Annotated in this window: 28 protein-coding genes and 1 pseudogene; 18 read left to right on the forward strand and 11 right to left on the reverse strand. The window is 66.2% G+C overall.

The features are described 5' to 3' along the window. The first annotated feature begins 4 nt into the window (after nucleotides 1-4). Nucleotides 5-247, forward strand: a complete 243-nt coding sequence (locus L2Y94_RS08570) for a hypothetical protein (RefSeq protein WP_247374333.1) — start codon at nucleotides 5-7, stop codon at nucleotides 245-247. 4 nt (nucleotides 248-251) lie between these two features. Here L2Y94_RS08570 and L2Y94_RS08575 read toward each other — a convergent pair whose 3' ends face one another. Next, nucleotides 252-959 carry a Crp/Fnr family transcriptional regulator gene (locus tag L2Y94_RS08575; protein WP_247374335.1) on the reverse strand — a complete coding sequence of 236 codons (708 nt, stop codon included), beginning with the start codon at nucleotides 957-959 and terminating at the stop codon, nucleotides 252-254. A gap of 268 nt (nucleotides 960-1,227) precedes the next feature. Between L2Y94_RS08575 and L2Y94_RS08580 the strand changes: the two genes are divergently transcribed. Continuing rightward, entirely contained in the window at nucleotides 1,228-1,401 is a 174-nt protein-coding gene (locus tag L2Y94_RS08580; RefSeq protein WP_247374337.1) for a hypothetical protein, read from the forward strand. Here the strand turns inward: L2Y94_RS08580 and L2Y94_RS08585 are convergent, their stop codons facing one another. Both L2Y94_RS08585 and L2Y94_RS08590 read right to left on the reverse strand, forming a co-directional pair. Next, a complete protein-coding gene (locus L2Y94_RS08585; protein ID WP_247374338.1) occupies nucleotides 1,402-1,554 on the reverse strand; it encodes a hypothetical protein in 153 nt (50 codons plus the stop codon). It lies immediately after the preceding gene. Between the two features lie 58 nt (nucleotides 1,555-1,612). Next, the gene (locus tag L2Y94_RS08590) at nucleotides 1,613-3,628 is read right to left on the reverse strand and encodes a hybrid sensor histidine kinase/response regulator (protein ID WP_247374339.1); all 2,016 of its coding nucleotides are present in this window, start codon (nucleotides 3,626-3,628) and stop codon (nucleotides 1,613-1,615) included. A 149-nt stretch (nucleotides 3,629-3,777) separates the two neighbouring features. On the opposite strand from L2Y94_RS08590, the gene L2Y94_RS21260 reads away from it, so the two are divergent. Then, nucleotides 3,778-3,903: a hypothetical protein gene (locus tag L2Y94_RS21260; RefSeq protein ID WP_256452168.1), complete on the forward strand. Its 126-nt coding sequence runs from the start codon at nucleotides 3,778-3,780 to the stop codon at nucleotides 3,901-3,903. Nucleotides 3,904-3,969: 66 nt separating this feature from the next. On the opposite strand, the gene L2Y94_RS08595 is transcribed toward L2Y94_RS21260, so the two are convergent. Next, nucleotides 3,970-4,152: a CsbD family protein gene (locus L2Y94_RS08595; RefSeq protein WP_247374340.1), complete on the reverse strand. Its 183-nt coding sequence runs from the start codon at nucleotides 4,150-4,152 to the stop codon at nucleotides 3,970-3,972. 91 nt (nucleotides 4,153-4,243) lie between these two features. After that, the gene (locus tag L2Y94_RS08600; RefSeq protein WP_247374341.1) at nucleotides 4,244-4,852 is read right to left on the reverse strand and encodes a flavodoxin family protein; all 609 of its coding nucleotides are present in this window, start codon (nucleotides 4,850-4,852) and stop codon (nucleotides 4,244-4,246) included. A gap of 104 nt (nucleotides 4,853-4,956) precedes the next feature. Between L2Y94_RS08600 and L2Y94_RS08605 the strand changes: the two genes are divergently transcribed. Then, entirely contained in the window at nucleotides 4,957-6,276 is a 1,320-nt protein-coding gene (locus L2Y94_RS08605; RefSeq protein WP_247374342.1) for an Nramp family divalent metal transporter, read from the forward strand. Between the two features lie 302 nt (nucleotides 6,277-6,578). Next, entirely contained in the window at nucleotides 6,579-7,148 is a 570-nt protein-coding gene (locus L2Y94_RS08610; protein ID WP_247374343.1) for a DNA-binding protein, read from the forward strand. A 56-nt stretch (nucleotides 7,149-7,204) separates the two neighbouring features. On the opposite strand, the gene L2Y94_RS08615 is transcribed toward L2Y94_RS08610, so the two are convergent. Then, entirely contained in the window at nucleotides 7,205-7,366 is a 162-nt protein-coding gene (locus L2Y94_RS08615; RefSeq protein WP_247374344.1) for a hypothetical protein, read from the reverse strand. A gap of 470 nt (nucleotides 7,367-7,836) precedes the next feature. Between L2Y94_RS08615 and L2Y94_RS08620 the strand changes: the two genes are divergently transcribed. From L2Y94_RS08620 to L2Y94_RS08635, 4 genes are all read left to right on the forward strand, one after another. Next, on the forward strand, nucleotides 7,837-8,949 hold the full coding sequence (locus L2Y94_RS08620) for an S-(hydroxymethyl)glutathione dehydrogenase/class III alcohol dehydrogenase (protein ID WP_247374345.1): 1,113 nt from the start codon (nucleotides 7,837-7,839) through the stop codon (nucleotides 8,947-8,949). 8 nt (nucleotides 8,950-8,957) lie between these two features. Beyond that, complete coding sequence (locus L2Y94_RS08625; protein ID WP_247374346.1) at nucleotides 8,958-9,374, forward strand: ketosteroid isomerase-related protein; 417 nt, start codon at nucleotides 8,958-8,960, stop codon at nucleotides 9,372-9,374. 239 nt (nucleotides 9,375-9,613) lie between these two features. Beyond that, nucleotides 9,614-10,573: an alpha/beta fold hydrolase gene (locus L2Y94_RS08630; protein ID WP_247374347.1), complete on the forward strand. Its 960-nt coding sequence runs from the start codon at nucleotides 9,614-9,616 to the stop codon at nucleotides 10,571-10,573. A gap of 72 nt (nucleotides 10,574-10,645) precedes the next feature. Beyond that, nucleotides 10,646-10,861: an RNA-binding S4 domain-containing protein gene (locus tag L2Y94_RS08635; protein ID WP_247374348.1), complete on the forward strand. Its 216-nt coding sequence runs from the start codon at nucleotides 10,646-10,648 to the stop codon at nucleotides 10,859-10,861. Between the two features lie 3 nt (nucleotides 10,862-10,864). Here the strand turns inward: L2Y94_RS08635 and L2Y94_RS08640 are convergent, their stop codons facing one another. Then, nucleotides 10,865-11,206, reverse strand: a complete 342-nt coding sequence (locus L2Y94_RS08640; protein ID WP_247374350.1) for a hypothetical protein — start codon at nucleotides 11,204-11,206, stop codon at nucleotides 10,865-10,867. A gap of 234 nt (nucleotides 11,207-11,440) precedes the next feature. On the opposite strand from L2Y94_RS08640, the gene L2Y94_RS08645 reads away from it, so the two are divergent. From L2Y94_RS08645 to L2Y94_RS08655, 3 genes are read left to right on the forward strand one after another with little or no spacing between them, the layout of a single operon-like run. Then, complete coding sequence (locus L2Y94_RS08645; RefSeq protein WP_247374351.1) at nucleotides 11,441-12,682, forward strand: sensor histidine kinase; 1,242 nt, start codon at nucleotides 11,441-11,443, stop codon at nucleotides 12,680-12,682. Next, nucleotides 12,675-13,442, forward strand: a complete 768-nt coding sequence (locus L2Y94_RS08650; RefSeq protein WP_247374353.1) for a LytR/AlgR family response regulator transcription factor — start codon at nucleotides 12,675-12,677, stop codon at nucleotides 13,440-13,442. The genes L2Y94_RS08645 and L2Y94_RS08650 overlap by 8 nt, the downstream gene beginning before the upstream one ends. A gap of 16 nt (nucleotides 13,443-13,458) precedes the next feature. Beyond that, nucleotides 13,459-13,788: a hypothetical protein gene (locus L2Y94_RS08655; RefSeq protein ID WP_247374355.1), complete on the forward strand. Its 330-nt coding sequence runs from the start codon at nucleotides 13,459-13,461 to the stop codon at nucleotides 13,786-13,788. Between the two features lie 63 nt (nucleotides 13,789-13,851). Here L2Y94_RS08655 and L2Y94_RS08660 read toward each other — a convergent pair whose 3' ends face one another. The 3 genes from L2Y94_RS08660 to L2Y94_RS08670 form a co-directional block, all read right to left on the reverse strand. Continuing rightward, nucleotides 13,852-14,235, reverse strand: coding sequence for a hypothetical protein (locus L2Y94_RS08660; RefSeq protein ID WP_247374356.1), 384 nt, complete (start codon nucleotides 14,233-14,235; stop codon nucleotides 13,852-13,854). Between the two features lie 120 nt (nucleotides 14,236-14,355). Further along, nucleotides 14,356-16,344, reverse strand: a complete 1,989-nt coding sequence (locus L2Y94_RS08665; RefSeq protein ID WP_247374357.1) for a CocE/NonD family hydrolase — start codon at nucleotides 16,342-16,344, stop codon at nucleotides 14,356-14,358. Nucleotides 16,345-16,473: 129 nt separating this feature from the next. After that, nucleotides 16,474-16,692 (reverse strand): hypothetical protein, encoded by a 219-nt coding sequence (locus L2Y94_RS08670; RefSeq protein WP_247374358.1) that lies wholly within the window; start codon nucleotides 16,690-16,692, stop codon nucleotides 16,474-16,476. Nucleotides 16,693-16,853: 161 nt separating this feature from the next. On the opposite strand from L2Y94_RS08670, the gene L2Y94_RS08675 reads away from it, so the two are divergent. From L2Y94_RS08675 to L2Y94_RS08690, 4 genes are all read left to right on the forward strand, one after another. Continuing rightward, nucleotides 16,854-18,458, forward strand: coding sequence for a Na+/H+ antiporter (locus L2Y94_RS08675; protein ID WP_247374359.1), 1,605 nt, complete (start codon nucleotides 16,854-16,856; stop codon nucleotides 18,456-18,458). Nucleotides 18,459-18,618: 160 nt separating this feature from the next. Continuing rightward, nucleotides 18,619-18,945 carry a hypothetical protein gene (locus tag L2Y94_RS08680; RefSeq protein WP_247374360.1) on the forward strand — a complete coding sequence of 109 codons (327 nt, stop codon included), beginning with the start codon at nucleotides 18,619-18,621 and terminating at the stop codon, nucleotides 18,943-18,945. Nucleotides 18,946-19,042: 97 nt separating this feature from the next. Continuing rightward, nucleotides 19,043-20,215 carry a lactonase family protein gene (locus tag L2Y94_RS08685; protein WP_247374361.1) on the forward strand — a complete coding sequence of 391 codons (1,173 nt, stop codon included), beginning with the start codon at nucleotides 19,043-19,045 and terminating at the stop codon, nucleotides 20,213-20,215. 130 nt (nucleotides 20,216-20,345) lie between these two features. After that, nucleotides 20,346-21,134: a YkgJ family cysteine cluster protein gene (locus tag L2Y94_RS08690; RefSeq protein ID WP_247374362.1), complete on the forward strand. Its 789-nt coding sequence runs from the start codon at nucleotides 20,346-20,348 to the stop codon at nucleotides 21,132-21,134. Nucleotides 21,135-21,155: 21 nt separating this feature from the next. On the opposite strand, the pseudogene xth reads toward L2Y94_RS08690, so the two are convergent. After that, nucleotides 21,156-21,989, reverse strand: a pseudogene (gene xth, locus L2Y94_RS08695) (exodeoxyribonuclease III); the annotation flags it as partial. 155 nt (nucleotides 21,990-22,144) lie between these two features. Here xth and L2Y94_RS08700 point away from each other — a divergent pair. Next, entirely contained in the window at nucleotides 22,145-23,041 is an 897-nt protein-coding gene (locus tag L2Y94_RS08700; RefSeq protein ID WP_247374364.1) for an SDR family oxidoreductase, read from the forward strand. 135 nt (nucleotides 23,042-23,176) lie between these two features. Next, nucleotides 23,177-24,739, forward strand: coding sequence for a PAS domain-containing sensor histidine kinase (locus L2Y94_RS08705; protein ID WP_247374366.1), 1,563 nt, complete (start codon nucleotides 23,177-23,179; stop codon nucleotides 24,737-24,739). Nucleotides 24,740-24,744: the final 5 nt, after the last annotated feature.

Raw genomic sequence — 24,744 nt, forward strand, 5'->3', positions numbered from 1 at the left:
GTCCATGTCCCATCGAAAAATCGGTTACTTCGACGTCGAAGGTAGTTGTTACGTTGCCAAGCCCGGCCGCTGGCGAGGCAAGTACGTCATCAGCGAAGACGGCGAGGAGTTGAAGGAAAAGCTGTGCGTCACGTTGCACGACAACGAGGCGGACGCGTGCGAGGAAGGCATGCGCCTGGGAATCGCCGCGGCTCGTCAGCTGATGAAGGAGCGCGAAGGGTTCGATCCGGGCGAGGGCGAAACGTGAGGCGTTAAGGAGCGCGGAGCGCTGCCTCGTCGAGTATGTCGACGCCGCCGGGCCGAATGATCAACGTACCGGCGTCGCGTAGCCTCGCCAGCATGCGCGTCACCGCCGCCGCGCTCATGCCGAGATGATTGCCGATGTCTTCGCGCATCATGGGCAGGGCGAGGAAGCAGTTTTCTTTTTCGATGGCGCGGTGCCGCCGGAAAAGGTCCGCGAGAAAGCCACGAACGCGCCGCAGGGCGTCACCCTCGAAGGTGGATGCGTTCGTGGCGCGATGTTCGCGCCGGCGCAGCACGTTCAGATGCCGCGCGATGTCTTCGCTTTCGCAGCACAAAGCGTGCGTCGCGTCGCGGGGAAAGCGACAGAACCACGTCTTGCCTATCGCCACCACGGAGGCGTCGTGCACGTGCGTGCGCGAAACGCCCAGCGCGAACAGTTCGCCAGGCAGGTGAAAGGCCACCACGCGTTCGCCATGCATCGTCTTGGCCATGCCCGAAAGCACCGAGAAGGCGGCGAGGTGAGGCGCGCCCGGCTGCACCAGCCGATCGCCGTCGGAAAACGGGCCCACGCGTTCCACCACGCTGCGCACGTCGAGCAGGGCCGGATCGCCCCCGCGCGTGGCCTCGCAGGACGATGCGTGCCGGCACGACGCGCTGCAGGCGATCCCGGGGGAACGGGGCTTGCGGAGCGATGGAGTTGGCCGGGCGTGGTGCATGTCTGAACCTCCGTGCGGTGCTGCCTGCGCGGTGTCGATTTTAGGTCGAAGGCGACGCCCCGACGGGCGATGTCGGGCGACTGTGCGCAAATGCCGCATGGGTTCATGGGAGATCGGCCGATGGATGCCCTGCGCCGAATATTGACGCGGCCGTTTTTTTCCCTTAGTAAAGGCCCCTGGGGGAATACCGATAGGGGGCCGCACAGGCCATGGCACGTCGATTCACGTTGTTCCGTTCGACCCACGTTCGTTGCCGGGAGCGCCACGCATGACGCGCCCCGACCCCGGCGACGCGCCGGTGACCAACAGCAGCCTGCCCGACGGCTACGTCCCCGTGCACGTGGCTCCGTTCGTGATGCGCTACGGCACCGATTTCCTCAGGGCGATGCGGCGCGCCGCCGTGGAAGGCGCACGCGACGAGGCGGAAGCCGAGCCGGCCTGATCATCGCTCGGTCGGCCGCGAGGCGGCCGGCGCGCGATGGCCGTCGTCGGGGATGTCCCCGGCGGGGCCGCCCTTGCGGATCGCGCCGACGATGAAAATGGCCACCAGCGCGGCGATCAGCGCGAGCAAGGCGTAATAGCGCGTACGGTTCATGATCGGGCCCTCCGTGGTGGCCTTTCGCCCAGTGTCCGGGAGTACCGTCAACGGGGCGTCAGCGTCGCGTCGCGTCGAGCAGCTCCGCCACCGCGTCGACCAGCGCGCGTACCGAAAAAGGCTTGGTCAACAGGTTCGCTCGCTCGGGAAGGCGGGGAGAATCCGCGAAGGCCTCCCACGCGTAGCCGGTGATGAAGAGAACCGGCAGATCGGGCCGCGTCTCGCGTGCGCTGAGCAGAAGTTGCCGGCCGTCCATGCCGGGCAGGCCGATGTCGGTCACCAGCAGGTCCGGCGGGTTCTCGCCGCGCAGCACGCCGAGCGCCTCGTGGGCGTCTTCGCAGGCACTCACCACGTAGCCTGCCTCTTCGAGCACCTCGCGCGCGAGCGAGCGCAGCATGTGTTCGTCCTCGACGAGCAACAGGTGTTCACCCTGGCCGGGATGCTTCATGTCCGCGACATGGGCGTGCTGCGTGTCGGTCTCGCCGATGTGGCGCGGTAGCCAGAGGCTCACCGTGGTGCCCTTGCCGGGCGCCGATTCGATCACCGCGCGACCGCCGGTCTGTCGTGCGAATCCGTCCACCATCGACAGCCCCAGGCCGGTGCCCTGGCCGATCGCCTTGGTGGTGAAGAAGGGGTCGAACGCTTTCTCGATGACGGCGCGCGACATGCCGGTGCCGGTATCGGTCACCGAGATGACGACGTAGTCGGCGCGGCCCGAGCCGATGTCGCTCGATGGCGCGTTGTGCGTGCGGATGGTGAGCGTGCCTCCCTGGGGCATCGCATCGCGCGCGTTGATCGCGAGGTTGAGCACGGCGCTTTCCAATTGGCTGGCGTCGGACAGCGTGCGCCACAGGTCGGGCTGCATGCGCAGGTTCAGTTCGAGCCGTTCGCCGAGCAGGGGGCGCAGCAGCAGGTCGAGACCGCGTACGATGGCGTTGGCGTCGACGTCCGAGAGCGACAGCGCCTGCTGTCGCGAGTAGGCCAGCAGGCGATGGGTGAGCCCCGCCGCCCGTTTCACCGCACCGCCGGCGGCGTCCAGCAGGCGGCGTGTTCCGTCGAGGCGTCCGCTGTCGAGACGATCGCTCACCACTTCGATGGCACCGCCGATGCCGCCGAGGATATTGTTGAAATCGTGCGCGATGCCGCCGGTGAGGCGGCCGATCGCTTCGAGCTTCTGCGCGTGCCGCAGCTGGTCTTCCATGTCGCGGCGCCGCTGCGTATTGCGTCCCATGGCGTAGACGACATCGCCGTCGGGCACGCAGGTCCACGCGAACCAGACGTAGTCGCCGCTCTTCGCGCGCACGCGCAGTTCGAGGTCGACCACCACGTCGCCGTCCATGAGCTGGGTGATGGCGTCGCGGGCGCGATCGACGTCGTCGGGATGGACCAGTTCCTCGAACCCGGTGCCCACCAGCTCGCTCGTGTCGTAGCCCATCTCGTGCCGCCACGCCGGATTCACGTTGCGATAGTGGCCGTCGCGCGTCGACACCACGTAGAGGTCGCGCGAGATGCCCCATATCTGGTCGCGTTCGCGCGTGCGCAGGTCGATCTCGCGTTCCAGCGACGTGTTGAGTTCGCGCAGCGCCATGGACGAGCGCACGGCTCGCGTGGTTTCGTGGGTGACCGCGTGGATGCCGATGATGGTGCCGTGCTCGTCGCGCAGCGGCATGTACGAGAACGTCCACCAGGTTTCTTCGGCGAAGCCGTGGCGGGCCAGCCGCAGGGGCATGTCACGGTGTACCGAGCTTTCGCCGGAAAACGCGCGTTCGACGTGCGCCGCCGCGTCGGAGTGGACGTCGGTCCACAGTTCGGCGATGGCCTTGCCCGAGGCGCCCGCCAGGCGGGGCCCCAGCATGGGACGAAAGCTGTCGTTGAAGAAGAGGACGCGGCCGCGCCCTGCCGCGACGAACATCGGTCGCGGCGTGTGGAACACGGTGGAAAGCATCGCCCGCAACGCCAACGGCCACCGGTCGGGCGGGCCGATGGCCGAGGTCGACCAGTCGAACGCGCGGACCTCGTCGGCGGCGGGCGAGTCGCGGGGGAGGAAATCGAACGGATCGGCGGTGCGCGACATGGAGGCGTGGACGTTCCTCGGGTTCCCGGCGCCATAATGCACGATGCGCCGCGACGATGTCGTTGCGAAGAGGCCGATGGCGGGATTCTCACGTCCAATCCACGCGTTTGCTGTGAGCGTTGGGCCGGACGACACGAGGAGGATGTCCCATGAGCGACGAACATATTCCCGCCCCGCGAGGCCAGAAGGGGGGTATCGGCTACGTACTGTTGTGGATTCTCGGCGTGCCGATTCCCGTGCTGATCCTCATCTTCCTCGTGCGAGGTTGTACGTAAGCGTTGACCGAACGACGCGCGGGCGCCGCAAGGGCGCCCGCGCCGGGGGAGCATGCCGTAGATCCGTCAGTGATGACGATCCTTGCGCGACTCGTCGGCGGCCTTGCCGACTTCCTTCTGCACCTTGCCGGCGTTCTTTTCGATGTTGCCGGCCGCCTGCTTGGCGTGGTTGCCGGTGATCTTGCCGGCGGCTTCCTTCATGGCACCCTTGATCTCGTGTTTCGTGCCTTCGGTACGATTCTTGTCCATGGTGGTTTCCTGTGGCACTGCGCCGTTCGCAGTGGCATGGGTGTACCGCGCGGAGGCATAAGCGGCCCGTGAAGCGCGCGTGGGACGGCTTTCACTTCGGGGCGGGATAATTCGACGCCTTCAGCACGCCGGCCAGATGGGCGGCGTTGGTCGAGAGGGTGCGCAGGCTACGGGTGACGGCATCGGGCGTCCGCTCCAGGTCGACGTAGTCGGTCGAGCCCATGGCTTCGCCGACCCAGTACACCGGGCTGCCGGCGGGGATGGTGAAACCCAGGTCGGCCAGCGCCTGGTAGATCTCCGCGCTGACGTGGTGCGCGCCATCCTCGTTGCCCACGACCGCGACCACGGCGACCTTGCCCGAGGTGGGATAGCGCCCGTCCTCGCCGATGTCGCCGAGGATCGCATCCATGCGTTCGAGCACGCGCTTGGCGATGCTCGAGGGCTGGCCCAGCCAGATGGGCGTGGCGATGGCCAGAATGTCCGCCTCCATGAGACGTCGGCGCAGGCCAGGCCATTCGTCGCCGGGACCCTCGTCGTGGCTCACCCCGGGCTTGATGTCGAGATCGACCACGCGCTGGGCGTCGACCTCTACCCCATGGTTACGCAACGATTCCAGCAACTGGTCGAGCAGCTTCTGCGTAGACGAGGGCTTGGGTGAGCGGGTGAGGGTGCAGTTCAGGCCGAGGGCTTTGAGTGTCATGGCGGTTCTCCTTGGCAAACCACGAACCTGCTACGCGACGCGTCCATCCCGCGTCGTCACGACGTGCATGCGCCACACGGTGTTCTTTCGTTACGATGGACGACATGTTTCCCCTTCCCAAAACGGCCACGGCGCCGTTCTGCCCGTCCGAGGTGGCTGGTTCGATCGTGGTCGCGGCAAATCTTCCCTGGTGGAAGAAGGCCCTGCGATTCGCCGGTCCGGGCCTGCTCGTCTCCGTGGGCTACATGGACCCCGGCAACTGGGCCACCGACATCGAGGCCGGCTCGCGTTTCGGCTACCGCCTGCTCTTCGTGGTGCTGCTTTCGAGCCTGGCCGCCATCGTGTTGCAATGCCTGGCGGCACGGCTGGGCATCGCCACCGGCAAGGATCTCGCGCGACTGTCGAGCGAGCGCTATCCGAAGGCGGTGGGACGCGTGCAATGGGTGCTGGCCGAGATTTCGATCATTTCCTGCGACCTGGCCGAAGTGCTGGGCAGCGCGCTGGCCTTCAAGTTGCTGTTCGGCGTGTCGCTACCCGTCGGCGTGGCGCTCACCGCACTCGATACGTTCCTGGTGCTGGGCCTGCAGGGCAGGGGATTCCGGCGCGTCGAAGCCATCATCCTCGGCCTGGTGGGCACCGTCGGCATCTGTTTCGTCGTGCAGTTGTTCCTGCTCGGGCCCGACTGGGGCGCGGTGGCCGCGGGCTTCGTGCCGTCGCTGCATGCGCTGTCGTCCACCGAGCCGCTCTATCTGGCCATCGGCATCCTCGGCGCCACGATCATGCCGCACAACCTCTACCTGCATTCGTCCATCGTGCAGACCCGATCGGTGTCGGGGGAGGCCGGAAAGCTCGCGGCCATCCGGCTAACGCGCGTGGACACCATCGGCTCTCTGGGCCTGGCGCTGCTCATCAACGCGTCGATCCTGGTCGTTGCCGCGTCGGCGTTCCACGGCACGGGGCGCAACGACGTGGCCGACATCGGCGACGCCTACCAGCTGCTGGCACCGATCGCGGGCACGACCGTGGCCGCCATCGCCTTCGCCATCGGCCTGTTCGCCTCCGGTCAAAGCTCCACCTTTACCGGCACCATCGCCGGGCAGGTGATCATGGACGGGTTCCTTCGGCTGAAGATTCCATGCTGGCAGCGACGCCTGATCACCCGTGGGCTGGCGATCGTCCCCGCCTTCATCGGCGTGGTGACGCTGGGCGATCGGGCGATCGGCGAATTGCTGGTCGCCAGCCAGGTGGTGCTGAGCATCCAGTTGCCGTTCGCCATGTATCCGCTGATCCGCTTCACCGACGACCGCGGCCTGATGGGCGGGTTCGCCAACAGCCGTGTCACGTCGCTGGCCGCGTGGTTTCTCTTCGTGGTGATTTCCGCCGCCAACGCGTGGCTTGTCGTGCAGGTGTTCGGATTGGTATGACGTGGCGCCCACGCGGGCATCACGATCGTCCGCGCAATCTCATTCGGCGACGACACGAGGGCTCTTGCGCGATGCACACCACACCTTCGCCGGAGATACCCGGCAAGCCGAGGCATATACCGGAAGAGATTCCGGTCGATCCGTCTCCCGAGACGCCCGGACCGGGCCCGCGCAAACAGCCTCCCCAGGAAACGCCACCGCACCCCGATGACCCCGAGGGCGAAGGGCGGCCGTCGCCCGGCGAGATGCCCGAAGCACTCGCCATACGCATTCCCTGATCCACTCCTGCCGGAGGACCCAACATGCCTGAGAAGAAAACCACTGCCAGGGCACGCAAGGACAAACGGGAAGGAAAATCGGCCTCCACCCAGGCCGGCGAATTCGTGAGGGAAGAGATCGAGCACGTCCGTGAGGGCAAGCATGGTGCTCGCTCGGCGAAGCAGGCCATCGCCATCGGGCTGTCCAAGGCGAGGCGCGCGGGCGTGAAGGCCAAGCCGTCGAAGACGGCCAGCAAGGCGACGAAGAAAAAAGCCGCCCAGGACACCGCCGCTTCCCGGCGGTCGTCGGGTACGGCGGCCAAGAAAACCAGCGCGCGTAAGCGCCCGGCGACCAAGACAGCGAGGAAGGCCGCGAGCAAGTCCACAGCCAAGTCGGCCACGCGTTCGCGTGCCTCGACGTCCGCGCTCAAGCGTGAAGGGCATGCCGCCGCATCCAAGCGGGCCCTTGCGACCCAAGCGCGGAAGAGCGCGTCCAAGCGCACGGCGGCCAGCCGTTCGGCGGCCGCGAAGAAGGCTGCCCGTACCAAGGGTGCCGCCGGGCGAAAGTCGGCGGCGAAAAAGGCAGCCCGGACAAGGACGCGCAAGGCGTCCTGACGAAAGAAGGCCCGCTTCATGGCGGGCCTTCTTCATGACAACAGGTGGACGATGGCTTAGAGCGATTCGCCACTCAGGCGGCTGGCCACTTCGCCGAGCCAGTCGTAACCATCCATCTCGCCGCCGAAGAGGTCGAGACCGTTGGTCGCCTCGGTGGCGCGGTAGCCGGCCGAGTATTCGAAAGTGGTGATGCCGTATTCGTTGCGCAGTTCGTTCATCGTCGTGTCTCCCAGTCTGTGTCAGGACCGGATGCTTCAAAAAACGGTCGCCACGTCGCCGGTCTCTGGCGTGGCGGTGAACCCCTGGACGGTTTGTCGTCTCGGTTCGTTCGATTCTGTGAACAATGGGTTCGTTAGGCTTTCGTCATCGGGCCATAGGCCGAATTTCTGAACCAACGAGTTTAGCTACGAACCCTTAGTAGGGGCACCTTGTGGCTTTACAAGGGCCGCCAAGCATTAAATCGTTGGACAGCGGTTGTAAGCAAAAAGTTCAAGGAAATTTCCGATCGATGCTTTCACGGCATCTGCGGAGTGCCTTGCCTGAGCCTTTCGTTCGCCGAACGGATCGGATTCGTTAACCCTAGTTTAACTCGAACGGACGTTTGACGCCACCCCATCCGTTGGCGGGCGTTCAACCCGGGGTCGGGGAGGGTCTAGAATCCCCGGTCCAACGTCTGAGGAAACCATCCATGAAGTCTCGTGCCGCCGTCGCCTGGGAAGCAGGAAAGCCGCTCTCCATCGAGGAAGTCGATGTCCAGGGCCCCAAGGCCGGGGAGGTGCTGGTGCGGATCGTGGCCACGGGCGTGTGCCATACCGACGCGTTCACCCTGTCCGGTGACGATTCGGAGGGAGCCTTCCCGGTGATCCTGGGCCATGAGGGCGGTGGCATCGTGGAGGAGGTGGGCGAGGGCGTCACCTCGCTCAAGCCCGGCGACCACGTGATTCCGCTCTATACGCCCGAGTGTGGCGAGTGCAAATTCTGCCGTTCGGGCAAGACCAACCTCTGCCAGAAGATCCGCGTCACCCAGGGCAAGGGTCTGATGCCCGACGGCACCTCGCGTTTCTCCATCGGCGGCAAGCCGCTGCTGCACTACATGGGCACCAGCACGTTCAGCGAATACACCGTCCTGCCGGAGATATCCCTGGCGAAGATCAACAAGGATGCCCCGCTGGACAAGGTATGCCTGCTCGGCTGCGGCATCACCACGGGCATCGGTGCGGTGCTCAATACGGCGAAGGTCGAGCCGGGGGCGACGGTGGCCGTGTTCGGCATGGGCGGCATCGGCCTGTCGGTGGTGCAGGGCGCGGTGATGGCCAAGGCCTCGCGTATCGTCTGCGTGGACACCAACCCGGCGAAGTTCGAGATGGCGAAGATGCTCGGCGCCACCGATTTCGTGAATCCGCGCGATTATCCCGATACCCCGATCCAGCAGGTGATCGTCGATCTCACCGACGGCGGCGTCGATTACTCGTTCGAGTGCATCGGCAACGTCGACGTGATGCGCGCGGCGCTGGAGTGCTGCCACAAGGGCTGGGGCGAATCGATCATCATCGGCGTGGCGGGCGCGGGCCAGGAAATCCGCACTCGCCCGTTCCAGCTGGTGACCGGCCGCGTCTGGCGTGGCTCCGCGTTCGGCGGCGTGAAAGGCCGCAGCGAACTGCCGGGTTACGTCGAGCGTTACATGGGCGGCGAGATCAAGATCGACCCCATGATCACGTACACGATGGGTCTGGAAGACATCAACCGCGCCTTCGACCTCATGCACGAGGGCAAGTCCATCCGTTCCGTCATCCTCTACTGAGTATCCCGATGAACGATACGATCGACCTGATCCGCCGTTACTACGCCGCCTTCAATCGCGGCGACTGGAAGGGCATGCTCGACCTGCTCGACGAGAACGTGCATCACGACGTGAACCAGGGCGGCCGTGAAACCGGCCGCGATCGTTTCGCCGCCTTCCTGGAGCGCATGAACACGAGCTACAGCGAAGCGTTGAAGAACGTCGTGGTCATGGCCAACGAGGCGGGCGACCGCGCCGCCGCCGAGTACGTGGTGCATGGCGAATACAAGGCCACCGACGATGGCCTGCCCCTGGCGCAGGGGCAGAGCTACGTGTTGCCCGGCGGCGCGTTCTTCGAGGTGCGCAACGGCCGCATCGCGCGCGTCACCAACTATTACAACCTCGAGGACTGGCTGGCGCAGGTGCGTCGCGTCGAAGTGGACTGACGCGACCGGGCGTTGCCAGGACGGGATGGGGCAGGGTGGACCACCGTGCCCCACACGATGTGCCGTCCTGAGGGGGGCGACCGCGCCAGCGTGCTGTCGCCGGGCGTGGGGAGGCCTCGGATGGAGGATCCTAGTAACCCTTAAAAAACATGTTGACTAGTTACATGGGCAATGTAACCATGTAGTTGCTGCTTTACAGGTTACGGCGGCAACTCATCCTCTTTTCGAAGGACATGCCCATGTTTCTCAAGAATCTCTTTGCAGGCGCCGTCGTTTCCATGACCGCCGTCTGCGCGCCCGCGCCGGCCGCGCCGACGACCGGCGAGCCGGTAGTGCATTACCGCTACGCGACGGCGGACGGGGTCAAGGTGTTCTATCGCGAAGCGGGCGATCCGAAGGCGCCCACCGTGTTGCTGCTCCACGGCTTCCCCACGTCGTCGTTCATGTATCGCAACCTGATCCCGCTCCTGGCCGATCGCTACCACGTCATCGCGCCCGACCTGCCGGGATTCGGCCTCACCGAAGCGCCGGATCGCGCGCACTACGCCTATACCTTCGACCGCCTTGCGCAGACGATCGAAGCGTTCACCGAGACCCTGGGCCTGAAGCGTTACGCCATGGAGGTGTTCGATTACGGCGCGCCGGTGGGCTGGCGCCTGGCCGTGGCGCATCCGGAACGGATCACGGCCATCGTCACGCAGAACGGCAATGCCTATGAGGAGGGCCTGAGCGAGGGCTGGAATCCCATCCAGACCTACTGGAAGGAGCCGACGCCGGCCCATCGCGAAGCACTGAGGTCGTTCCTGTCGGAAGAAGCGATCAAATGGCAATACACGCACGGCGTGCCGGAGGCGCTCGTGGAACGCGTGGCGCCGGAGACCTGGGCGCTGGACTACTCGCAGGTATCGCGGCCGGGCAACGCCGACATCCAGCTCGACCTGTTCCTCGACTACGCGAACAACATAAAGAAGTACCCGGAGTTCCAGGCCTATTTCCGCAAGTACCAGCCGCCGCTGCTCGCGGCATGGGGCAAGAACGATCCGTTCTTCCTCCCGCCGGGGGCCGACGCGTTCAGGCGGGACATCCCCAAGGCCGAGGTGCGCTTCTACGACACGGGTCACTTCGCCCTGGAATCGAACGGGCCGGAGATCGGTGCCGAGATCCATCGCTTCCTCGACCGCGTGGTGCCGAGGCAGTGAAGCGCGACGGGCCGGTTTTCGAACCGGCCCGTCTGCGGTCTAATGGCGGCTTTCACATCACGCCGGATCGCCATGTCGTCGCACGAATTCCAGCTCGAGGGCGACTACGTCGAACTCAACATCCTGCTCAAGCTCACCGGCATCGCCGGCAGCGGAGGCGAGGGCAAGCACCTGGTGGCCGAAGGGCTGGTGAAGGTCGACGGCGTGGTGGAGCTGCGCAAGACCTTCAAGGTGCGCGCGGGGCAGGTCGTGACGATCGGCGACGAAACGATTCGCGTCGTGCGATGACCGTCAGGACAGCACGTTGACCTGCGTCGCGCCGATCACCGCGATGAACACCACCGGAAGCATCCAGAACCGGCTCGGGTCGCGCCACGTGGACACGCCCAGGCAGACCACGCCGAGCACGCACGACACGATGCCCGCGGCGGTGAGTCCCAGGGCCAGCAGCGAGGGATCGCCGCCGCCGGAGGCCAGCAGCAAGGGATGGAAGATCGCGTACCAGGCCAGCACGAGGCAGGCGCCGCCGACGATGCCGAGGAGCCAGTTGGACGGATGGTGCTTCGGAAGAAGCTGGATGCCGAGATAGATAGCAAGAACGACGACAGCAAAAACGACGAGCAGCAAGGCCATGCAATAACCCCTTTGTCGTGACTGGTGCGGTCCCCACCGCGAGAGTCGTTCCGTCGAGGATGGCGCATGAGGGCGCCCACGTCATGCTGCGGCGCGATAGGAAAAAACCCCAGGTCGGCCATGTCGGGGAGCGCGCGTTTCGTCGGCTCCTGGGCCGTTTCGTCGGAATTCCCCGCCCGGCCCCGCAGCTGCGTCGTATGCTCCGTCCGCATTCGAAGCCGGAAGGGGCGGAACATGGCGAGCATCAAGTTTCTAGGACGTATCCTCGTGGCATGGTTTGCCGCCTGGTGCGTGCTGCTGGTCGTGTGGAACGTCACCGGCTGGAATCGTGGCGACCTGCCGTGGGTATTCAGCATGGCCTGGTTCGTCGGCCTGCTCGCCTCGCTCGCCCGCGGCGTCACGCACCTGTATCGCGTGCGCACCATCGCCGGCCGCGTGGATGCCGAAACCCTTTCCAACCGCCAGCGCAGGCGCGTCGAAGTGCCTTACGGTGCCGACGAGGCCTTCGGACTCGTCGAAGAGGCGGTGCGCGAGCTTCCCAACGTTCACGACGTGGTCGCCCGGCGGGGCAGCCTCCAACTGCATGCCACCGTCCGCCTGCCGCGGACGGAGGCGTCGCGGCGTCGCTGGCGTGCCTGGTTCGCGTCCTTCGACCGGCATACCCAGGTCACCGCGACCCTGACACCGTCCGACGGCTCGTCCAGCGTGATGTTCGTTTGCGAGCCCGACATCGGCGCCTGGGCCGACTGGTTCAATCCCGATACCGGCACCTCGCTCGAATACGTCGAATCGTTGGTACGCGCCATCGCGCAGAAGCTCGCCGGGCGACGCAACCGGGAGCGGGCCGACGTACGCCAGACGGCGATGGAAAAGGAGCTGACGGCGGCCCAGCTCGGCCTTTTGCAGGCGCAGGTCGAGCCGCACTTCCTCTACAACACGCTCGCCAGCGCGCAGGAACTGGTGCGCACCGATCCGGCGCGCGCCGACAAGATGCTGGGTCACCTGATCGACTACCTGCGCAGGTCGTTGCCGCGCGTGGATGGCTCGCTCTCCACCCTGGGCCAGGAACTGGAGCGCTCGACCGCGTGGCTGGAGATCATGCGCCTGCGCATGGGCGAGCGGCTGATCGTGCATACCGACGTACCGGCCGCGGCGCTGGGCGTACCGATGCCGTCGATGATGCTGCAGACGCTGGTGGAAAACGCGATCAAGCACGGTCTCGAACCCAAGCCCGGCGGTGGCGGCATCTGGATCCGTGCCGGCGTGGACGCTTCCGCGCTTTCGCTCACGGTGGCCGACGACGGCATGGGCTTTCGCAGCGACGGCGCGGGTACCGGCATCGGCCTGAAGAACCTTCGCGAACGCCTGCGCCTCACCTATGGTGGCGCGGCAAGCTTCACCATCGGCAACAATTTCCCGAATGGCGTGGCCGCGACGATCACGTTGCCGGCCACCGAAGGAGCCGGTCATGCCTAAGTGCATCGTGGCCGAAGACGAACGACTGCTGAGCGCGGCACTGCAACGCGAGCTGGCCGTGGCGTGGCCGGAACTGGACATCGTGGAAGTGGCCGAGGACGGTGGCGCGGCACTGGAAGCCATCGCCAGCCATCGTCCCGACGTGGCCTTCCTCGACATCCGCATGCCGGGACTGACCGGCATGGAAGTGGCGGCCGCGGCGGCCGACGCCAGTCCGTCGACCCTGGTGGTATTCATCACCGCCTACGACCAGTACGCGGTGGACGCGTTCGAGCGCGGAGCCATCGATTACCTGCTCAAGCCGGTCACGGCCGAGCGCCTGGCGCATACCGTCGCCCGCCTGCGTGGCCGCCTGGCGGAGGCCGGTCGGCACGCCGAACGCACCTCGCGCCTGGCGCGCGACATGCTCGAGCGCTTCGACGACAGGCCGGACGAGCCCCTCACCTGGATCACCGCGAGCGCGGGGCGCGGCACGCGGCTGATCCTCGTCGACGACGTGATCTATTTTCGCGCCGACAACAAGTACACCCTGGTCGCCACGGGCGATGGCGACGCCTTGCTCACTCGCCCCATCCGCGACCTTCTCAGGCAACTCGATCCGCGAACGTTCCGGCAGATCCACCGATCGACCATCGTCAACCTGCGCCAGGTCGCCTCGGTGGAGCGCGACGACAGCGGCAAGGGCTGCCTGCGCCTGCGCGGACGTCCGGAGACGCTGAGCGTCAGCCAGCCGTTCATGGCGATCTTCCGGGCCATGTGACGAAAGGAGAACTTCCATGCGTATGTTTTTGGCGATCGTCTACGGTTTCCTCAACCTCGTCGGCTGCACGGATGCGCAGAACCGCAGCATGCGGGTGTCGTCGTCCGAGAACGGCACGACCGTACTCGACGCGCGCACCGACGTCGACCTGGGTCGCGCGGAATTCACGTGCAACGCGAGCCGAAGCGGGCACTGCTATTACGCCGTGTTCTACGAGGGGAAGGAAATCCGCACCTTCGTACTGAGCGTGGCGGAGCGGCGTCGTCTCGACGGGCTTCCCGCGGGGTTCGAGCAATGCGTGGGTGCCGAGCCCTCCCGCATGTCGCCCTCGTGTCGTCCGCTCTGAGGTGCCGTGCCGGAGGCCGAGGGACCTCCGGCACGCGATGACGAAGGGCGGAACGTCAGGCGATCACTGGTAACCGACCGAATAGGGCCACAGGCCCAGTACGTTGACCTCGGGAACGTAGCTGCCCTGACAACTCGCGATGCTGCAAGCGGCGTCGATGGTGAGGCTGGATGGAAGCGTATAGGCCACCACGATCTTGCCCGGAACGATCCACCCCTCATCGCCGCCGCTCGGGCAACTGGTGGCTTCCTCGATGTGATAAGCGGTATGGATGTTGCCGCCGTGCTTGGCGATGCCGCTGCAGAGCAGGTATTGCTGGCCGACCAGGTTGCCGAACTCGTCGAAGTATTTCACCGAGCGTGAAGCGGGTGGGACCGCCTTGGCCGCACCGCTGAAGCCGGCGGTGGCGACGGCCGCGAGAGCGATTCCCATGAGCATGGCTTTCATGCGACGTACCCCTTGAATGCAGGCGAATCCTGCAACGGGCACGTTATCGGCAGCGGTGCGAGAAAAGCTGTAGGCGTGCCGCGACATCCGATGTAAGGGCACGCCTACGCGTTTTCGGCATCAGTTCGATCCGCGCGGTACCACCGTATAGGTAATCTTCGACGGGTGCGCCGCGTCGTGGTGTACCGCGTTATGCGCGATCACGCCCTTGGCCTCGTCGTAGTTGTTGCCGCCGGTGTTGAGGTTGCGGTCGAAACGCGGGAAGTTGCTGCTGGCGATCGCCACGCGCAGCTTGTGCCCCGGCTTGAAGAAGTAGCTGGTGTCGATCGGCTGGAACGTCACCTTGTACACCTCGCCGTCCTTCATCCAAACGGGCGGCTTGTCGTAGCCTTCGCGGTAACGCATGCGCTGGATGTTCTCGGTAATGTTGAACGACTTGCCGTCGGGCATGACGTCCATCACCTTGAAGGTGAAATCGGTGTCCTTCGCGTCCGAGGAAACGTACAGCGTCACGGTGATCGGTCCGCTGACTTCCGTGCCTTCCTTGAAGGCCTCCGAGTCGTACACGAGGATATCGTTGCGGGCGAGCTGGCCGTTCTGGTCGAACGAACCGAACTTGACCGCCGTGCCCTGGCAGCAACCGCCGCCTCCCAGCGTGGTGACGGGATTCATCGGGTCGTAGACGAAGCGGTCGGGTTGGTCGGGGCCGCTCGGTGCGTCGGTCGAGAGCTTGCCGTCGCCGTAGAGCGTATTGGCCTTGCCGCCGCTGGTGAAGTAGAGGTCGCGCGTGACGGCGCCGGCCGGCGGCCAGGTGGCGGAGTCGTGCCACTTGTTTTCGCCCATCACGTAGTACATGACCTTGGCCTGCTTGTCGACGACGGGGCTGTCCACGCCCTTGAGCCACTTGTCGAACCAGCCGAACACGAGGCTGTCGTAATCGTAGCGCGCGTCGCCCACGTCGAGGTCGCCGATCATCGTGTGCTCGGTGGCGCGCGTGTAGGCGCAATGCAGCACCGGCGCGATCACCGCGTATTGCTGGTCGGCCACCGCCTTCGGTGCGGTGGCGCGCACGTGGTTGTAGGCGGCGAGGTTGGGCGACACGGAGACGTCGAACCAGCTCATGAACCACAGGCCGGGCTTGGCGATCTTCATGTCGTCGTGCCACAGGCCGCCCTTGTACCAGGCGGGGCTGTTCGGCGTGCGTGCGATCATGTTGCCGCCGGTCGGCACGTCCATCGCGTCGGCGAAGATGCCCTTGGGGCCGTCCACCGATTTCATGATGTCCTTCTCGGGAAGCACCCAGAAGGCGGTGTCCCAGTCGGCGCGCGGCGGCGCGGAATCCAGGTCGAACATCTTCGACGCGCGGATGAGGTCGGCCTGCGACATGTTCGCCGGGAACTGCGGCCGCACCTGGTTCTGTTCCTTGTAGAGCCAATCGATGAAGAGCATCTGCACCGCGCCGCCGCGATACCAGTTGCCCTGCTCGTAGTAGGGACCCACGCGGCCCACGCCGGCGCCGAAGCCCTGCACGTTGAACGTGGCCAGGCCGGGTTCATCCTGCGCGACCACGGCCATCTGCCATTCCGCCGTGGACGAGCAGCCGGTGGTGCCCACCTTGCCGCTCGACCAGGGTTGCGAGGTGATCCAGCGGACGGCGTCCACGCCGTCGGAAAGGGGGGCGCCGAGGATCTCGTAGTTACCCTCGGAAAAATAATGGCCGCGCTCGTTCATCTCGACGAACGCGTAACCGCGTTTCACGGCGTCGAGCTCGTGGGTCATGTCGCGCGGCGCGCCGAGCTTAACGTCCCAGAAGTTGAAGTTGTACGGGGTGCGCACGAAGATCGTCGGCACCTTGCCGCTCGCGTTCTTCGGCCGGTAGATGTCCGCGGCCATGCGCTTGCCGTCGCGCATCTTCACCATTACCTTGCGATCGACCACCGCGATGTCCTGCAATTGCTTCTCGATGGACTCGCGCTTGTCGATCAGCTGCTTCTGCTCGCGCGTCAGGGGAGCATCCTGCGCGGCGACGGGCCCGGCGGCGAGGGCAAGGCATACGCTTCCGAGGGCCACCGACGATACGGTGCGGAAGGAGAGAGGGGCACGACGCATGGGCTGGTGGCCTTTGACCGGGACGATCTTTCGAGTCTGGCAAACCCGTCAGGGCAGGTAAATCGTGACTTGTGGCACGGTGGGCAGCCGATCGCATCGGCGAATCGGCGTGCCTGGACGCCTCAGGCCTCAGGCCTCGGGCACCGCCACGCCGTGGCGATGCAGGATCGCCGAGACCTCCGAGCTCACCCAGTCGAAGTGCTCCGGCCCCGCGGCTTCGAGGACGGCGTTCGATTTCTCGGCGAAGGCGGGCCAGAACGCGTCGGGGTCCGGGTTATGGCGCAGGTCGCGCTCCACCTCGGTGTCGAGGCGTCCCAGCATGCGCTCAAGGTCGTCACGGTGGCTCATGGGCGCAGACTAGCCTGACCCCATGTTCGTACGGCGTATACGGCGTGCGGGTACCGCCATGGCGCCCGACCTGGGTCGAGGGGCCGCAGCGTCCCATGCGCTGGACACCGGCCGCGGGCCGCGGCCGCTATGCTTGCAGCGCACTGCGTCCAGAGATAGCCATGTCGTCCACCGAAACCTTCAAGTTCGTCCTCATCCTGCTCGTGGCGCTGGTCGCGCTGGAGCTGATCGCGCGGCGGTTGCGCCTGCCCACGGCGGCCGCGTTGCTTGCCGGCGGCATCGGCATCGCCTTCATTCCGGGCATCCCGCCGGTCACGTTCGATCCGGAACTCGTGCTCATCCTGTTTCTGCCGCCGCTACTGCAGGACGGTGCCTACTACACGGTCTGGTCCGATTTTCGCCGTTATCTCGGCGGCATCCTGTGGCTGGCCGTCGGCGCCGTGATCTTCACCACCTTCGCGGTGGGCGCCGTCGTCCACGCGGTGCTTCCGTCGCTGCCGTGGGGCGCCTGCTTCGCCCTGGGCGCCGTCGTTTCGCCTCCCGACGCGGTGGCGGCCAAGGCCGTGCTGGGCAAGGTGCGCCTGCCCAGGCGGCTCAACGTGCTGCTGGAAGGGGAGAGCCTGCTTAACGATGCGACCGGCCTGGTGCTGTTCCGCTTCGCCGTCGCCGCGACGCTCACCGGCGCCTTCAGCATGCAGGATGCCGTATTCAGCTTCTTCGGGCTGGCGTTGGGCGGAGTCGCCGTGGGCGTGGTGATCGGCTTCGTCGTGGTGTTCACGCTCCGCCGCATCGTCGAGCACGTGTTCCTGGCGATCATCGCCTCTTGCCTGACCCCATGGGCGGCCTACATCGGCGGCGAGGCGCTGCACGTCTCGGGCGTCATCTCCACGGTGACCGCGGGCATCATTTTCGGCTGGTACCAGCACGACGTGTTCTCGGCGCACGTGCGCGTGCGCGGCACGTCGTTCTGGAAGGTGATGATCTTCCTGCTCGAGGCGCTGGTCTTCATCCTCATCGGCTTTTCCCTGCGCGGGGTGGTGGATCGCCTGGGCGGCCTGGACGCCACCGTCCACGCGCTGGGCCTGCCGATCCTCGCGGTGCTGGGTGCGGTGATCCTCTCGCGGTTCGTCTGGGTTTACGCCACCGACTACCTGCGGATTCCGCTAGCCCGACTCGTGGGGCGGAAGCCGCCGCCGCCTTCGCCCCGTGCGTCGTTCCTGCTCAGTTGGGCGGGCATGCGCGGCGTGGTCACGCTGGCCATCGCGCTCTCGCTGCCCGAATCGATGCCGGGACGCGATCTCACCCTCGCCGCGTCCTTCGTCGTGATCCTGGTCACCGTCGTGATCCAGGGTGGCACCATGGCGCCCGTGATCCGCTGGCTGGGCCTGGATCGCTCCGCGCATGAGCCGACCCACTACCTCAACGAAGGCCAGGCCTCGGCGCTGATCGACAAGGCGCAACTGGACGCCGTCCGGGCCTTGGCCTATGACGCGCAGGGCGCGCTCATCCACCCGCGCCTGCTCGAGCAATACACCTACCGGCTCAGCGTCACCGAGCGCTCGGCGGCTTCACCGCCGGATCGCGATATCCGTGGACGACAGGAACACTACGACGTGATCCTCGCCGCCGTCGCCGCGGGGCGCGCTGAGATGTTGCGATTGCATCGCGCGGGGAAGATCCACGACGATCTCCTGCATTACATCGAGCGCGACCTCGATCTGCAGGAAATCGAAGCGATGAACGATCGAGAGGCGCCCCAGGCCTGAGGATTCGGCATCACGGCGAGTGGCCGGGGCGTCGCCCATTCACGTCGCGTCCACGATCCCGGGCGGGTCAGATCGTCCAAATGTGCACCGGTCGGCATAATCCAGCCAGGAAGACCGTCAAGCTTCAGGTTGGTCAGGCAACAGGGAAACGACGGTGACCATGACGACACCGGTCGACGTCTCGCATCGGCAACTGGAAAGGCTTCACGACGACACGAGCGCCCTCATCGAGGCGTTTCGCGGCGCGGACTTCGACGAAGCGGGTTTTCGTTGCCATCTCATCTGCCTCACCGCCAGGGACATGGGCCTGGATGAGCTGCATGCGGTCGCCACGCGCCTGGTGGATACGCTCGCCCCCTGGCGCGAATCGCGGGCACCACGCGGCGAGATTCTCGCCGCGGCGCTGCTCATCGAAGACGTGAGCCACGCGATGCATCGCGCCATCGTCGGTAGCCTCGGCACCGACGAAGGTGAACCCGATCACTGATTCGGCGCGTTGCCCGGGCCGGTTGTAACCGGGACGGCCGGAACGGCGAATCGACGGTGTGCCTCCTGTCCCAGGGGGCTTACGCCGGAGATATGCCATGCAAAAGAAGCACGTTCTTGCGGTCGCCGCGCTGGCGGCCTTGTCGGTGTCCACCGTTGCCGGTGCCCAGGTGATCCAGCCCGATCTCTTCGGGCTCGGGCAGCAACATGTCTACGTCATGTCCAACGGCATCGACGGAAATGCCGTGGCCGTACTGCGCCGCAACCGTTCCGGTAGCCTGGACAAGGTCGGCACCTATCGCACGGGCGGCAAGGGTGTCGGCGTCGGCACCACCGCACCGCCGCCCGATCCGCTCGGTTCGCAGAATGCGTTGCTGCTCAGCGACGACGGCCATCTCCTATTCGCGGTGAACGCGGGCAGCCACCAGGTATCCACGTTCCTCGTCCTGGGCGATTACCTCGAACTGGTGGACGTGACCGACTCGGGCGGTACCTACCCGGTGAGCATCGCGCAGCGGGGCGATCGCCTCTTCGTGCTCAATAGCGCCGAGCAGGCCAACGTCACGGCGTTCCGCATCGGTCTGTTCGGCAACCTCTCGAAGGTGCCCGGCGGATCGCGGGTCATCGGCACCGACGAGCCCCTGGTCAACGGCCAGCCCAACGTCGGCAACACGGCGAGCCAGTTGCAGTTCGACCGTACCGGCCGCTGGCTGGCAGTGTCGGTGAAGGATTCGCGCGATCGCGGTTACGTGGAAACCTTCGGCGTCGACCGGTCGGGCAACCTCGCGAAGGATCCGGCCATCACGCCCACCGACGATGCCGCCGCCTTCGGATTCACCTTCGACGCGCAGAATCACCTGTTGCTCGCCGACGGAGCCCTCAATGCGGTTTCGTCGTTCTCCATCGGTCCTCGGGGCGACCTCACCGCCATCTCGTCGCCCGTGGCGGACGGGCAAAAGGCCACGTGCTGGCTGGATGCGAACGGCCACCTCGTCTATACGGCGTCGGCGGGAACGAACACGCTCAGCAGCTATCGCGTGGATGGCGCGGGACGGCTCACCTTGCTCGATGGCGCCGCGGCGGACCTCGGCACCGGTCACGCCACGACCGATGTCAAGTTCTCGCGCGACGGCAAATCGTTGTACGTGAACGCGCCGGGCACGGGTACCGTCAAGGCGTTCCAGGTGCATGCCGACGGTAGCCTCGTTCCGTTGGGCGAAACGCAGGTCTTCGGCGCCGGCACGGGCACCCAGGGCCTCGCGGTTCAGTAAACGGGCTTGGCGCCGGATCGCCGCCCGGGTGAGCCGGGGGCGATCCGGCGAGGCGTCGGGAACCGACCGTTTGTAACTTTTCGGTTCCGGTGGCCGAATAGGCGGATACCCGCCCGCCGAACGTGCCCCGATGACCGTCCATTTTTCCTGTACCCAATGCGGCCGCTGCTGCCATGGCCTTCGCCTGCCGTTGAGCGTGCGCGAGGCCATCACCTGGCTACGCGACGGCGGCGAGGTACAGCTTTTCAGCGAAGCGATCCCATGGCCCGAGGATCTGCCCGAAGACAACCTGCCCGCGCAGCATAAGCGTCGCCGTTCGTTCGCCGCGCGAAGCGGAAGCCTGCCCGTGCGGGTGATCGTGGTGTTGATGGCCTCGTTCGACGGTGCCTGCCCGAACCTGCTGCCGGACATGCGTTGCGGCATCTATGACCGTCGTCCGCGCGTGTGCCGCATCTATCCGGCCGAACTGAATCCCTTCGTCGAACTCGAGCCCGCCGGCAAGCTGTGTCCGCCCGAGGCCTGGCAAAGCGAGGAAGTGCTCCGCGACGAGGCGGGTCGATGGACCGATCCGGACACGGTGGCCGCGATCGCGGCCGCCCGCGACGCGGATAGGATCGATGCGGCGACCAAGGCGCGGGTATGCGAGCGACTCGGGCATGCGGTCGCCGGTCTCTCCAACGAAGGCATCGTCATCCTGTCGCCGTCGCGCGAACGCCTGTTGGCGGTCCTGGAAGACGCCATCGACCCAGGGGCGAGCGACGAAGAACCCATCCATTCGTGGCAAGTGCTGTCCAACCGCTCGGCCACACTGGACATGTTGCGTTCCGCGGGCACGGATTCGGCGGCGGCTCCGGACGGTGATGCCGGCGGCTTGCGCTATCTGGGCTTCTTCCAGGGCGATGGGCCGCGGCCGCACTAAGGCCGCTCAGTCGCGTTCGGGCGCTTTCTTCCGGGACGTCCGCTTCGTCGCCGCCTTGCGGGCGGTCGTTCGCTTTCCGCTGGGTTTTCCGAGTTCGATCCATGTCGGCGCATGGTCGCTGGCCTTGGGCAGGTCGCGTACCCAGCGGTCGACGCCCGCGGCCTTCAGGCGTGGGGCGAGATCCGGCGAGAGCAGCAGGTGATCGATGCGCAGGCCGCGGTCGCGGGGCCAGTGCTGGCGGAAGTAGTCCCAGAAGGTGAAGATCGTTTCGTCGGGATGGATCGCGCGCAATGCGTCGGTCCATCCCTGCGCGAGCAGTTTCGCGTAGGCTGCGCGGCTTTCCGGCTGGAGCAACGCGTCGCGCCGCCAGTGCTTCGGGTCGTAGATGTCCGCGTCCGTCGGCACCACGTTGAAGTCGCCGGCGAGTACGACGGGCTCTCCGCTGGCCTGCAGCTTCTTCGCGTGGCGAAGCAGGCGTGCGAACCACTTCAGTTTGTACTCGAACCGGGGACCCGGCCAGGGATTGCCGTTGGGAAGGTAAAGGCAGCCGACGCGCACGCCATGGGCCCGCGCTTCGATATAGCGGCTTTGCGTGTCCTTGGGATCGCCGGGCAGGCCACGGCGGATAACCTCGGGGTCCGCGCCACGCGACAGTATGGCGACGCCGTTCCAGGATGCCTGCCCGGCCCAGAGGGCGCCGTAACCCACCTCGCGGATCGCCTGTACCGGGAAGCCGATGTCGGTCGCTTTCAATTCCTGCAGGCAGGCCACGTCGGGTGCCTCCCGCTCCAGCCATTCCAGCAGGTGGGGCAGACGCGCCGTGATGCCGTTGACGTTGAACGTGGCGATCTTCATGGCGCGAATGTCGCGTCGGGCGAGTGCAGGCCAAGTGATGGCGCGGACGTTCACGTCGCTGGCGATTTCGTGTACGCCTGCGCCGTCTTTCGTCACGAAGGATCACGGACCCACCCGCCAGAGTAGGGCTTCCCCAACCCCGAGAGGAGCCCACCATGGCGAATGCATCGCCCGTTCTCGTCGACCCCACCAAACAATATCCCGGGCCGCCGTTCGACACGCCCAAGCAATCCGCGCCGGGCACGGTGGCAAAGCTCCATCCGCCGGCCGATCACGGCGAAACCAGCTACCGTGGCCATGGGCGGCTGGCCGGACGCAAGGCGCTCGTCACCGGCGGCGACAGCGGCATCGGCCGCGCGGTCGCCATCGCTTTCGCGCGGGAAGGTGCCTCGGTGGTCATCACCCATCTGCCCGACGAGCAGAAAGACGCCGACGACGTGGTGACGTTGCTGGAGGGCGAGGGCGCCACCGTGCGTTCCATCGCGGGCGACCTCAAGGACGAGGCGTTTTGCCGGTCGCTGGTGAACGACGCGTACGACGCGCTCGGTGGCCTGGACATCCTTGTCAACGTCGCCGGACGGCAGACCCACCAGGAAAGCATCGAGAACCTGTCGACGGCCCAGTTCGACGAGACCTTCAAGGCCAACGTGTACGGCCTGTTCTGGCTCTGCAAGGCCGCCCTGGAACGGATGCCCGCGGGGTCGACCATCGTCAACACCGCATCCATCCAGGCCTACCAGCCGTCGGACATCCTTCTGGATTACGCCTCGACGAAAGCCGCCATCGTGGCGTTCACCAAGTCGCTGGCCAAGCAGGTCGCCGAGAAGGGCATCCGGGTGAACGCGGTCGCTCCGGGTCCTGTCTGGACCGCCTTGCAACCGTCCGGCGGCCAGCCGATGGAAAAGGTGAGGGACTTCGGCGCGAGCGTGCCGATGAAGCGCCCCGGGCAACCGGTGGAATGCGCGCCGCTCTACGTATTGCTGGCGTCGAAGGAATCGAGCTTCGTCACGGGCGAGATCTACGGGGTGACCGGCGGAAATCCCCTGCCGTGATCCATGACCGGCCCGTCATGCGCTTTCCACGAAACCTTGACTTTTTCGTTCATAATCTCGCCGGCTGGTGGCGGGCCGGGTGGCTCGCCGCCGTTACATCCCCGCCGCTGGCGGGACTGGCAAGGCAACGGGAAGATGACGGACACGGAGCCACACGCGTCGGCGACGCTCTCGAAAAGCGAAACCCAGTTTCGACTGCTGGTCGATGGCGTGGCGGACTATGCGATCTACATGCTCGATCCCAACGGACACGTGGTGAGCTGGAATTCCGGCGCGCAGCGGATCAAGGGGTACGCTCCCCACGACATCATCGGATCGCACTACCGCAGGTTCTATACGCCCGCCGACCAGGCGGCGGGCGAACCCGAGCGCAATCTGGCGAGGGCGGCTTCCGAGGGGCGCGTCGAAGCCGAAGGCTGGCGGGTGCGCAAGGATGGCACCCGTTTCTGGGCGCACGTCATCATCGACCGCATCCGGGACGACCAAGGGCGACTCGTGGGGTTTGCCAAGGTGACGCGTGACGTGACCGAGCAACGTGCCGCCGAACGCGACCTCGAAGAAGCGCGCATGGCGCTCTTCCAGTCCCAGAAGATGGAAGCCATCGGCCAGCTCACCGGCGGCATGGCCCATGATTTCAACAATCTGCTCATGGCGATCCAGAGCGCGCTCGATCTGTTGGGACCGCGCCTTCCCACCGACGAACGGACACGCAACATCTACGGTACGGCCCTGGCGGGGGTGGAACGCGGGGCGAGCCTGACGCAGCGCATGCTCGCCTTCGCGCGACGACAGGAACTGGAGCCGCGCGCGGTGAGCGTCGTCGACCTCGTGCGGGGCATGTCCAGGTTGCTGGAGCGTACGGTAGGCGACCGCTTCGAGATCGCTACGCGGTTTGCCCCGCGACTCTGCGATGCGCTGGTGGATCCGCACCAGCTCGAACTGGCCTTGCTCAACCTTGTGGTGAACGCGCGCGATGCGTATGCCGAGCATGGCGGGCGCATCGTCATCGAGGCCGACGTGATGGAGCCGCCGCATGTCGACGCGCCGGAACTCGGTCCCGGCCGCTACGTGCGTCTGTCGGTCATCGACAGCGGCCAGGGCATGGACGTCGACACGCTGGCCCGCTCCACCGACCCCTTCTTCACCACCAAGGGCGTGGGCAAGGGTACGGGCCTGGGCCTGTCCATGGTGCATGGTCTTGCCGCGCAATCGCACGGGCGGCTATCGCTGCAAAGCAAGCCGGGCACCGGTACACGGGCCGATCTGTGGCTACCGGCCGCGGAACACGTGGAGCGCATCGTGGAATCGGCCCTGCCCGAACCGGCGAAGCGCCATGGCGCGTCCCGGCTTCGCGTGCTGACCGTGGATGACGACGCCCTGGTGCTGACGACGCTCGAAGCCCTGCTGGAGGACCTCGGTCACGAGGTCACGGCGGTGTCGTCGGCGCGGGAAGCATTGACCCTGCTCGAGGCCGGCGCATCGTACGACGTGCTCATGACCGACTACGCCATGCCCGGCAAGAGCGGGGTCGAGTTGGCAAAGGACGCGAAGAAGCTGCGACCGGACCTGCCGATCGTCCTGGCGACGGGTTACGCCGAGATATCGTTGAAGGACTTTCCCGACCTCCACCGGCTCGGCAAGCCGTTCGACCGGTCACGTCTGTCCGAGGTACTGGAGCAGGCGACCGCGGCCGGTTGAGGCCG

Origin of the sequence: Luteibacter aegosomatis (assembly GCF_023078455.1) — a bacterium.
In the GTDB taxonomy this organism is placed as follows: domain Bacteria; phylum Pseudomonadota; class Gammaproteobacteria; order Xanthomonadales; family Rhodanobacteraceae; genus Luteibacter; species Luteibacter aegosomatis.

Excerpts from the sequence above, each read along its gene's own strand:
- L2Y94_RS08570 (WP_247374333.1), top strand. The coding sequence starts at position 5 with ATGTCCCATCGAAAAATCGGTTACTTCGACGTCGAAGGTAGTTGTTAC.
- L2Y94_RS08575 (WP_247374335.1), bottom strand. The coding sequence starts at position 959 with ATGCACCACGCCCGGCCAACTCCATCGCTCCGCAAGCCCCGTTCCCCC.
- L2Y94_RS08580 (WP_247374337.1), top strand. The coding sequence starts at position 1,228 with ATGACGCGCCCCGACCCCGGCGACGCGCCGGTGACCAACAGCAGCCTG.
- L2Y94_RS08585 (WP_247374338.1), bottom strand. The coding sequence starts at position 1,554 with ATGAACCGTACGCGCTATTACGCCTTGCTCGCGCTGATCGCCGCGCTG.
- L2Y94_RS08590 (WP_247374339.1), bottom strand. The coding sequence starts at position 3,628 with ATGTCGCGCACCGCCGATCCGTTCGATTTCCTCCCCCGCGACTCGCCC.
- L2Y94_RS21260 (WP_256452168.1), top strand. The coding sequence starts at position 3,778 with ATGAGCGACGAACATATTCCCGCCCCGCGAGGCCAGAAGGGGGGTATC.
- L2Y94_RS08595 (WP_247374340.1), bottom strand. The coding sequence starts at position 4,152 with ATGGACAAGAATCGTACCGAAGGCACGAAACACGAGATCAAGGGTGCC.
- L2Y94_RS08600 (WP_247374341.1), bottom strand. The coding sequence starts at position 4,852 with ATGACACTCAAAGCCCTCGGCCTGAACTGCACCCTCACCCGCTCACCC.
- L2Y94_RS08605 (WP_247374342.1), top strand. The coding sequence starts at position 4,957 with ATGTTTCCCCTTCCCAAAACGGCCACGGCGCCGTTCTGCCCGTCCGAG.
- L2Y94_RS08610 (WP_247374343.1), top strand. The coding sequence starts at position 6,579 with ATGCCTGAGAAGAAAACCACTGCCAGGGCACGCAAGGACAAACGGGAA.
- L2Y94_RS08615 (WP_247374344.1), bottom strand. The coding sequence starts at position 7,366 with ATGAACGAACTGCGCAACGAATACGGCATCACCACTTTCGAATACTCG.
- L2Y94_RS08620 (WP_247374345.1), top strand. The coding sequence starts at position 7,837 with ATGAAGTCTCGTGCCGCCGTCGCCTGGGAAGCAGGAAAGCCGCTCTCC.
- L2Y94_RS08625 (WP_247374346.1), top strand. The coding sequence starts at position 8,958 with ATGAACGATACGATCGACCTGATCCGCCGTTACTACGCCGCCTTCAAT.
- L2Y94_RS08630 (WP_247374347.1), top strand. The coding sequence starts at position 9,614 with ATGTTTCTCAAGAATCTCTTTGCAGGCGCCGTCGTTTCCATGACCGCC.
- L2Y94_RS08635 (WP_247374348.1), top strand. The coding sequence starts at position 10,646 with ATGTCGTCGCACGAATTCCAGCTCGAGGGCGACTACGTCGAACTCAAC.
- L2Y94_RS08640 (WP_247374350.1), bottom strand. The coding sequence starts at position 11,206 with ATGGCCTTGCTGCTCGTCGTTTTTGCTGTCGTCGTTCTTGCTATCTAT.
- L2Y94_RS08645 (WP_247374351.1), top strand. The coding sequence starts at position 11,441 with ATGGCGAGCATCAAGTTTCTAGGACGTATCCTCGTGGCATGGTTTGCC.
- L2Y94_RS08650 (WP_247374353.1), top strand. The coding sequence starts at position 12,675 with ATGCCTAAGTGCATCGTGGCCGAAGACGAACGACTGCTGAGCGCGGCA.
- L2Y94_RS08655 (WP_247374355.1), top strand. The coding sequence starts at position 13,459 with ATGCGTATGTTTTTGGCGATCGTCTACGGTTTCCTCAACCTCGTCGGC.
- L2Y94_RS08660 (WP_247374356.1), bottom strand. The coding sequence starts at position 14,235 with ATGAAAGCCATGCTCATGGGAATCGCTCTCGCGGCCGTCGCCACCGCC.
- L2Y94_RS08665 (WP_247374357.1), bottom strand. The coding sequence starts at position 16,344 with ATGCGTCGTGCCCCTCTCTCCTTCCGCACCGTATCGTCGGTGGCCCTC.
- L2Y94_RS08670 (WP_247374358.1), bottom strand. The coding sequence starts at position 16,692 with ATGAGCCACCGTGACGACCTTGAGCGCATGCTGGGACGCCTCGACACC.
- L2Y94_RS08675 (WP_247374359.1), top strand. The coding sequence starts at position 16,854 with ATGTCGTCCACCGAAACCTTCAAGTTCGTCCTCATCCTGCTCGTGGCG.
- L2Y94_RS08680 (WP_247374360.1), top strand. The coding sequence starts at position 18,619 with ATGACGACACCGGTCGACGTCTCGCATCGGCAACTGGAAAGGCTTCAC.
- L2Y94_RS08685 (WP_247374361.1), top strand. The coding sequence starts at position 19,043 with ATGCAAAAGAAGCACGTTCTTGCGGTCGCCGCGCTGGCGGCCTTGTCG.
- L2Y94_RS08690 (WP_247374362.1), top strand. The coding sequence starts at position 20,346 with ATGACCGTCCATTTTTCCTGTACCCAATGCGGCCGCTGCTGCCATGGC.
- L2Y94_RS08700 (WP_247374364.1), top strand. The coding sequence starts at position 22,145 with ATGGCGAATGCATCGCCCGTTCTCGTCGACCCCACCAAACAATATCCC.
- L2Y94_RS08705 (WP_247374366.1), top strand. The coding sequence starts at position 23,177 with ATGACGGACACGGAGCCACACGCGTCGGCGACGCTCTCGAAAAGCGAA.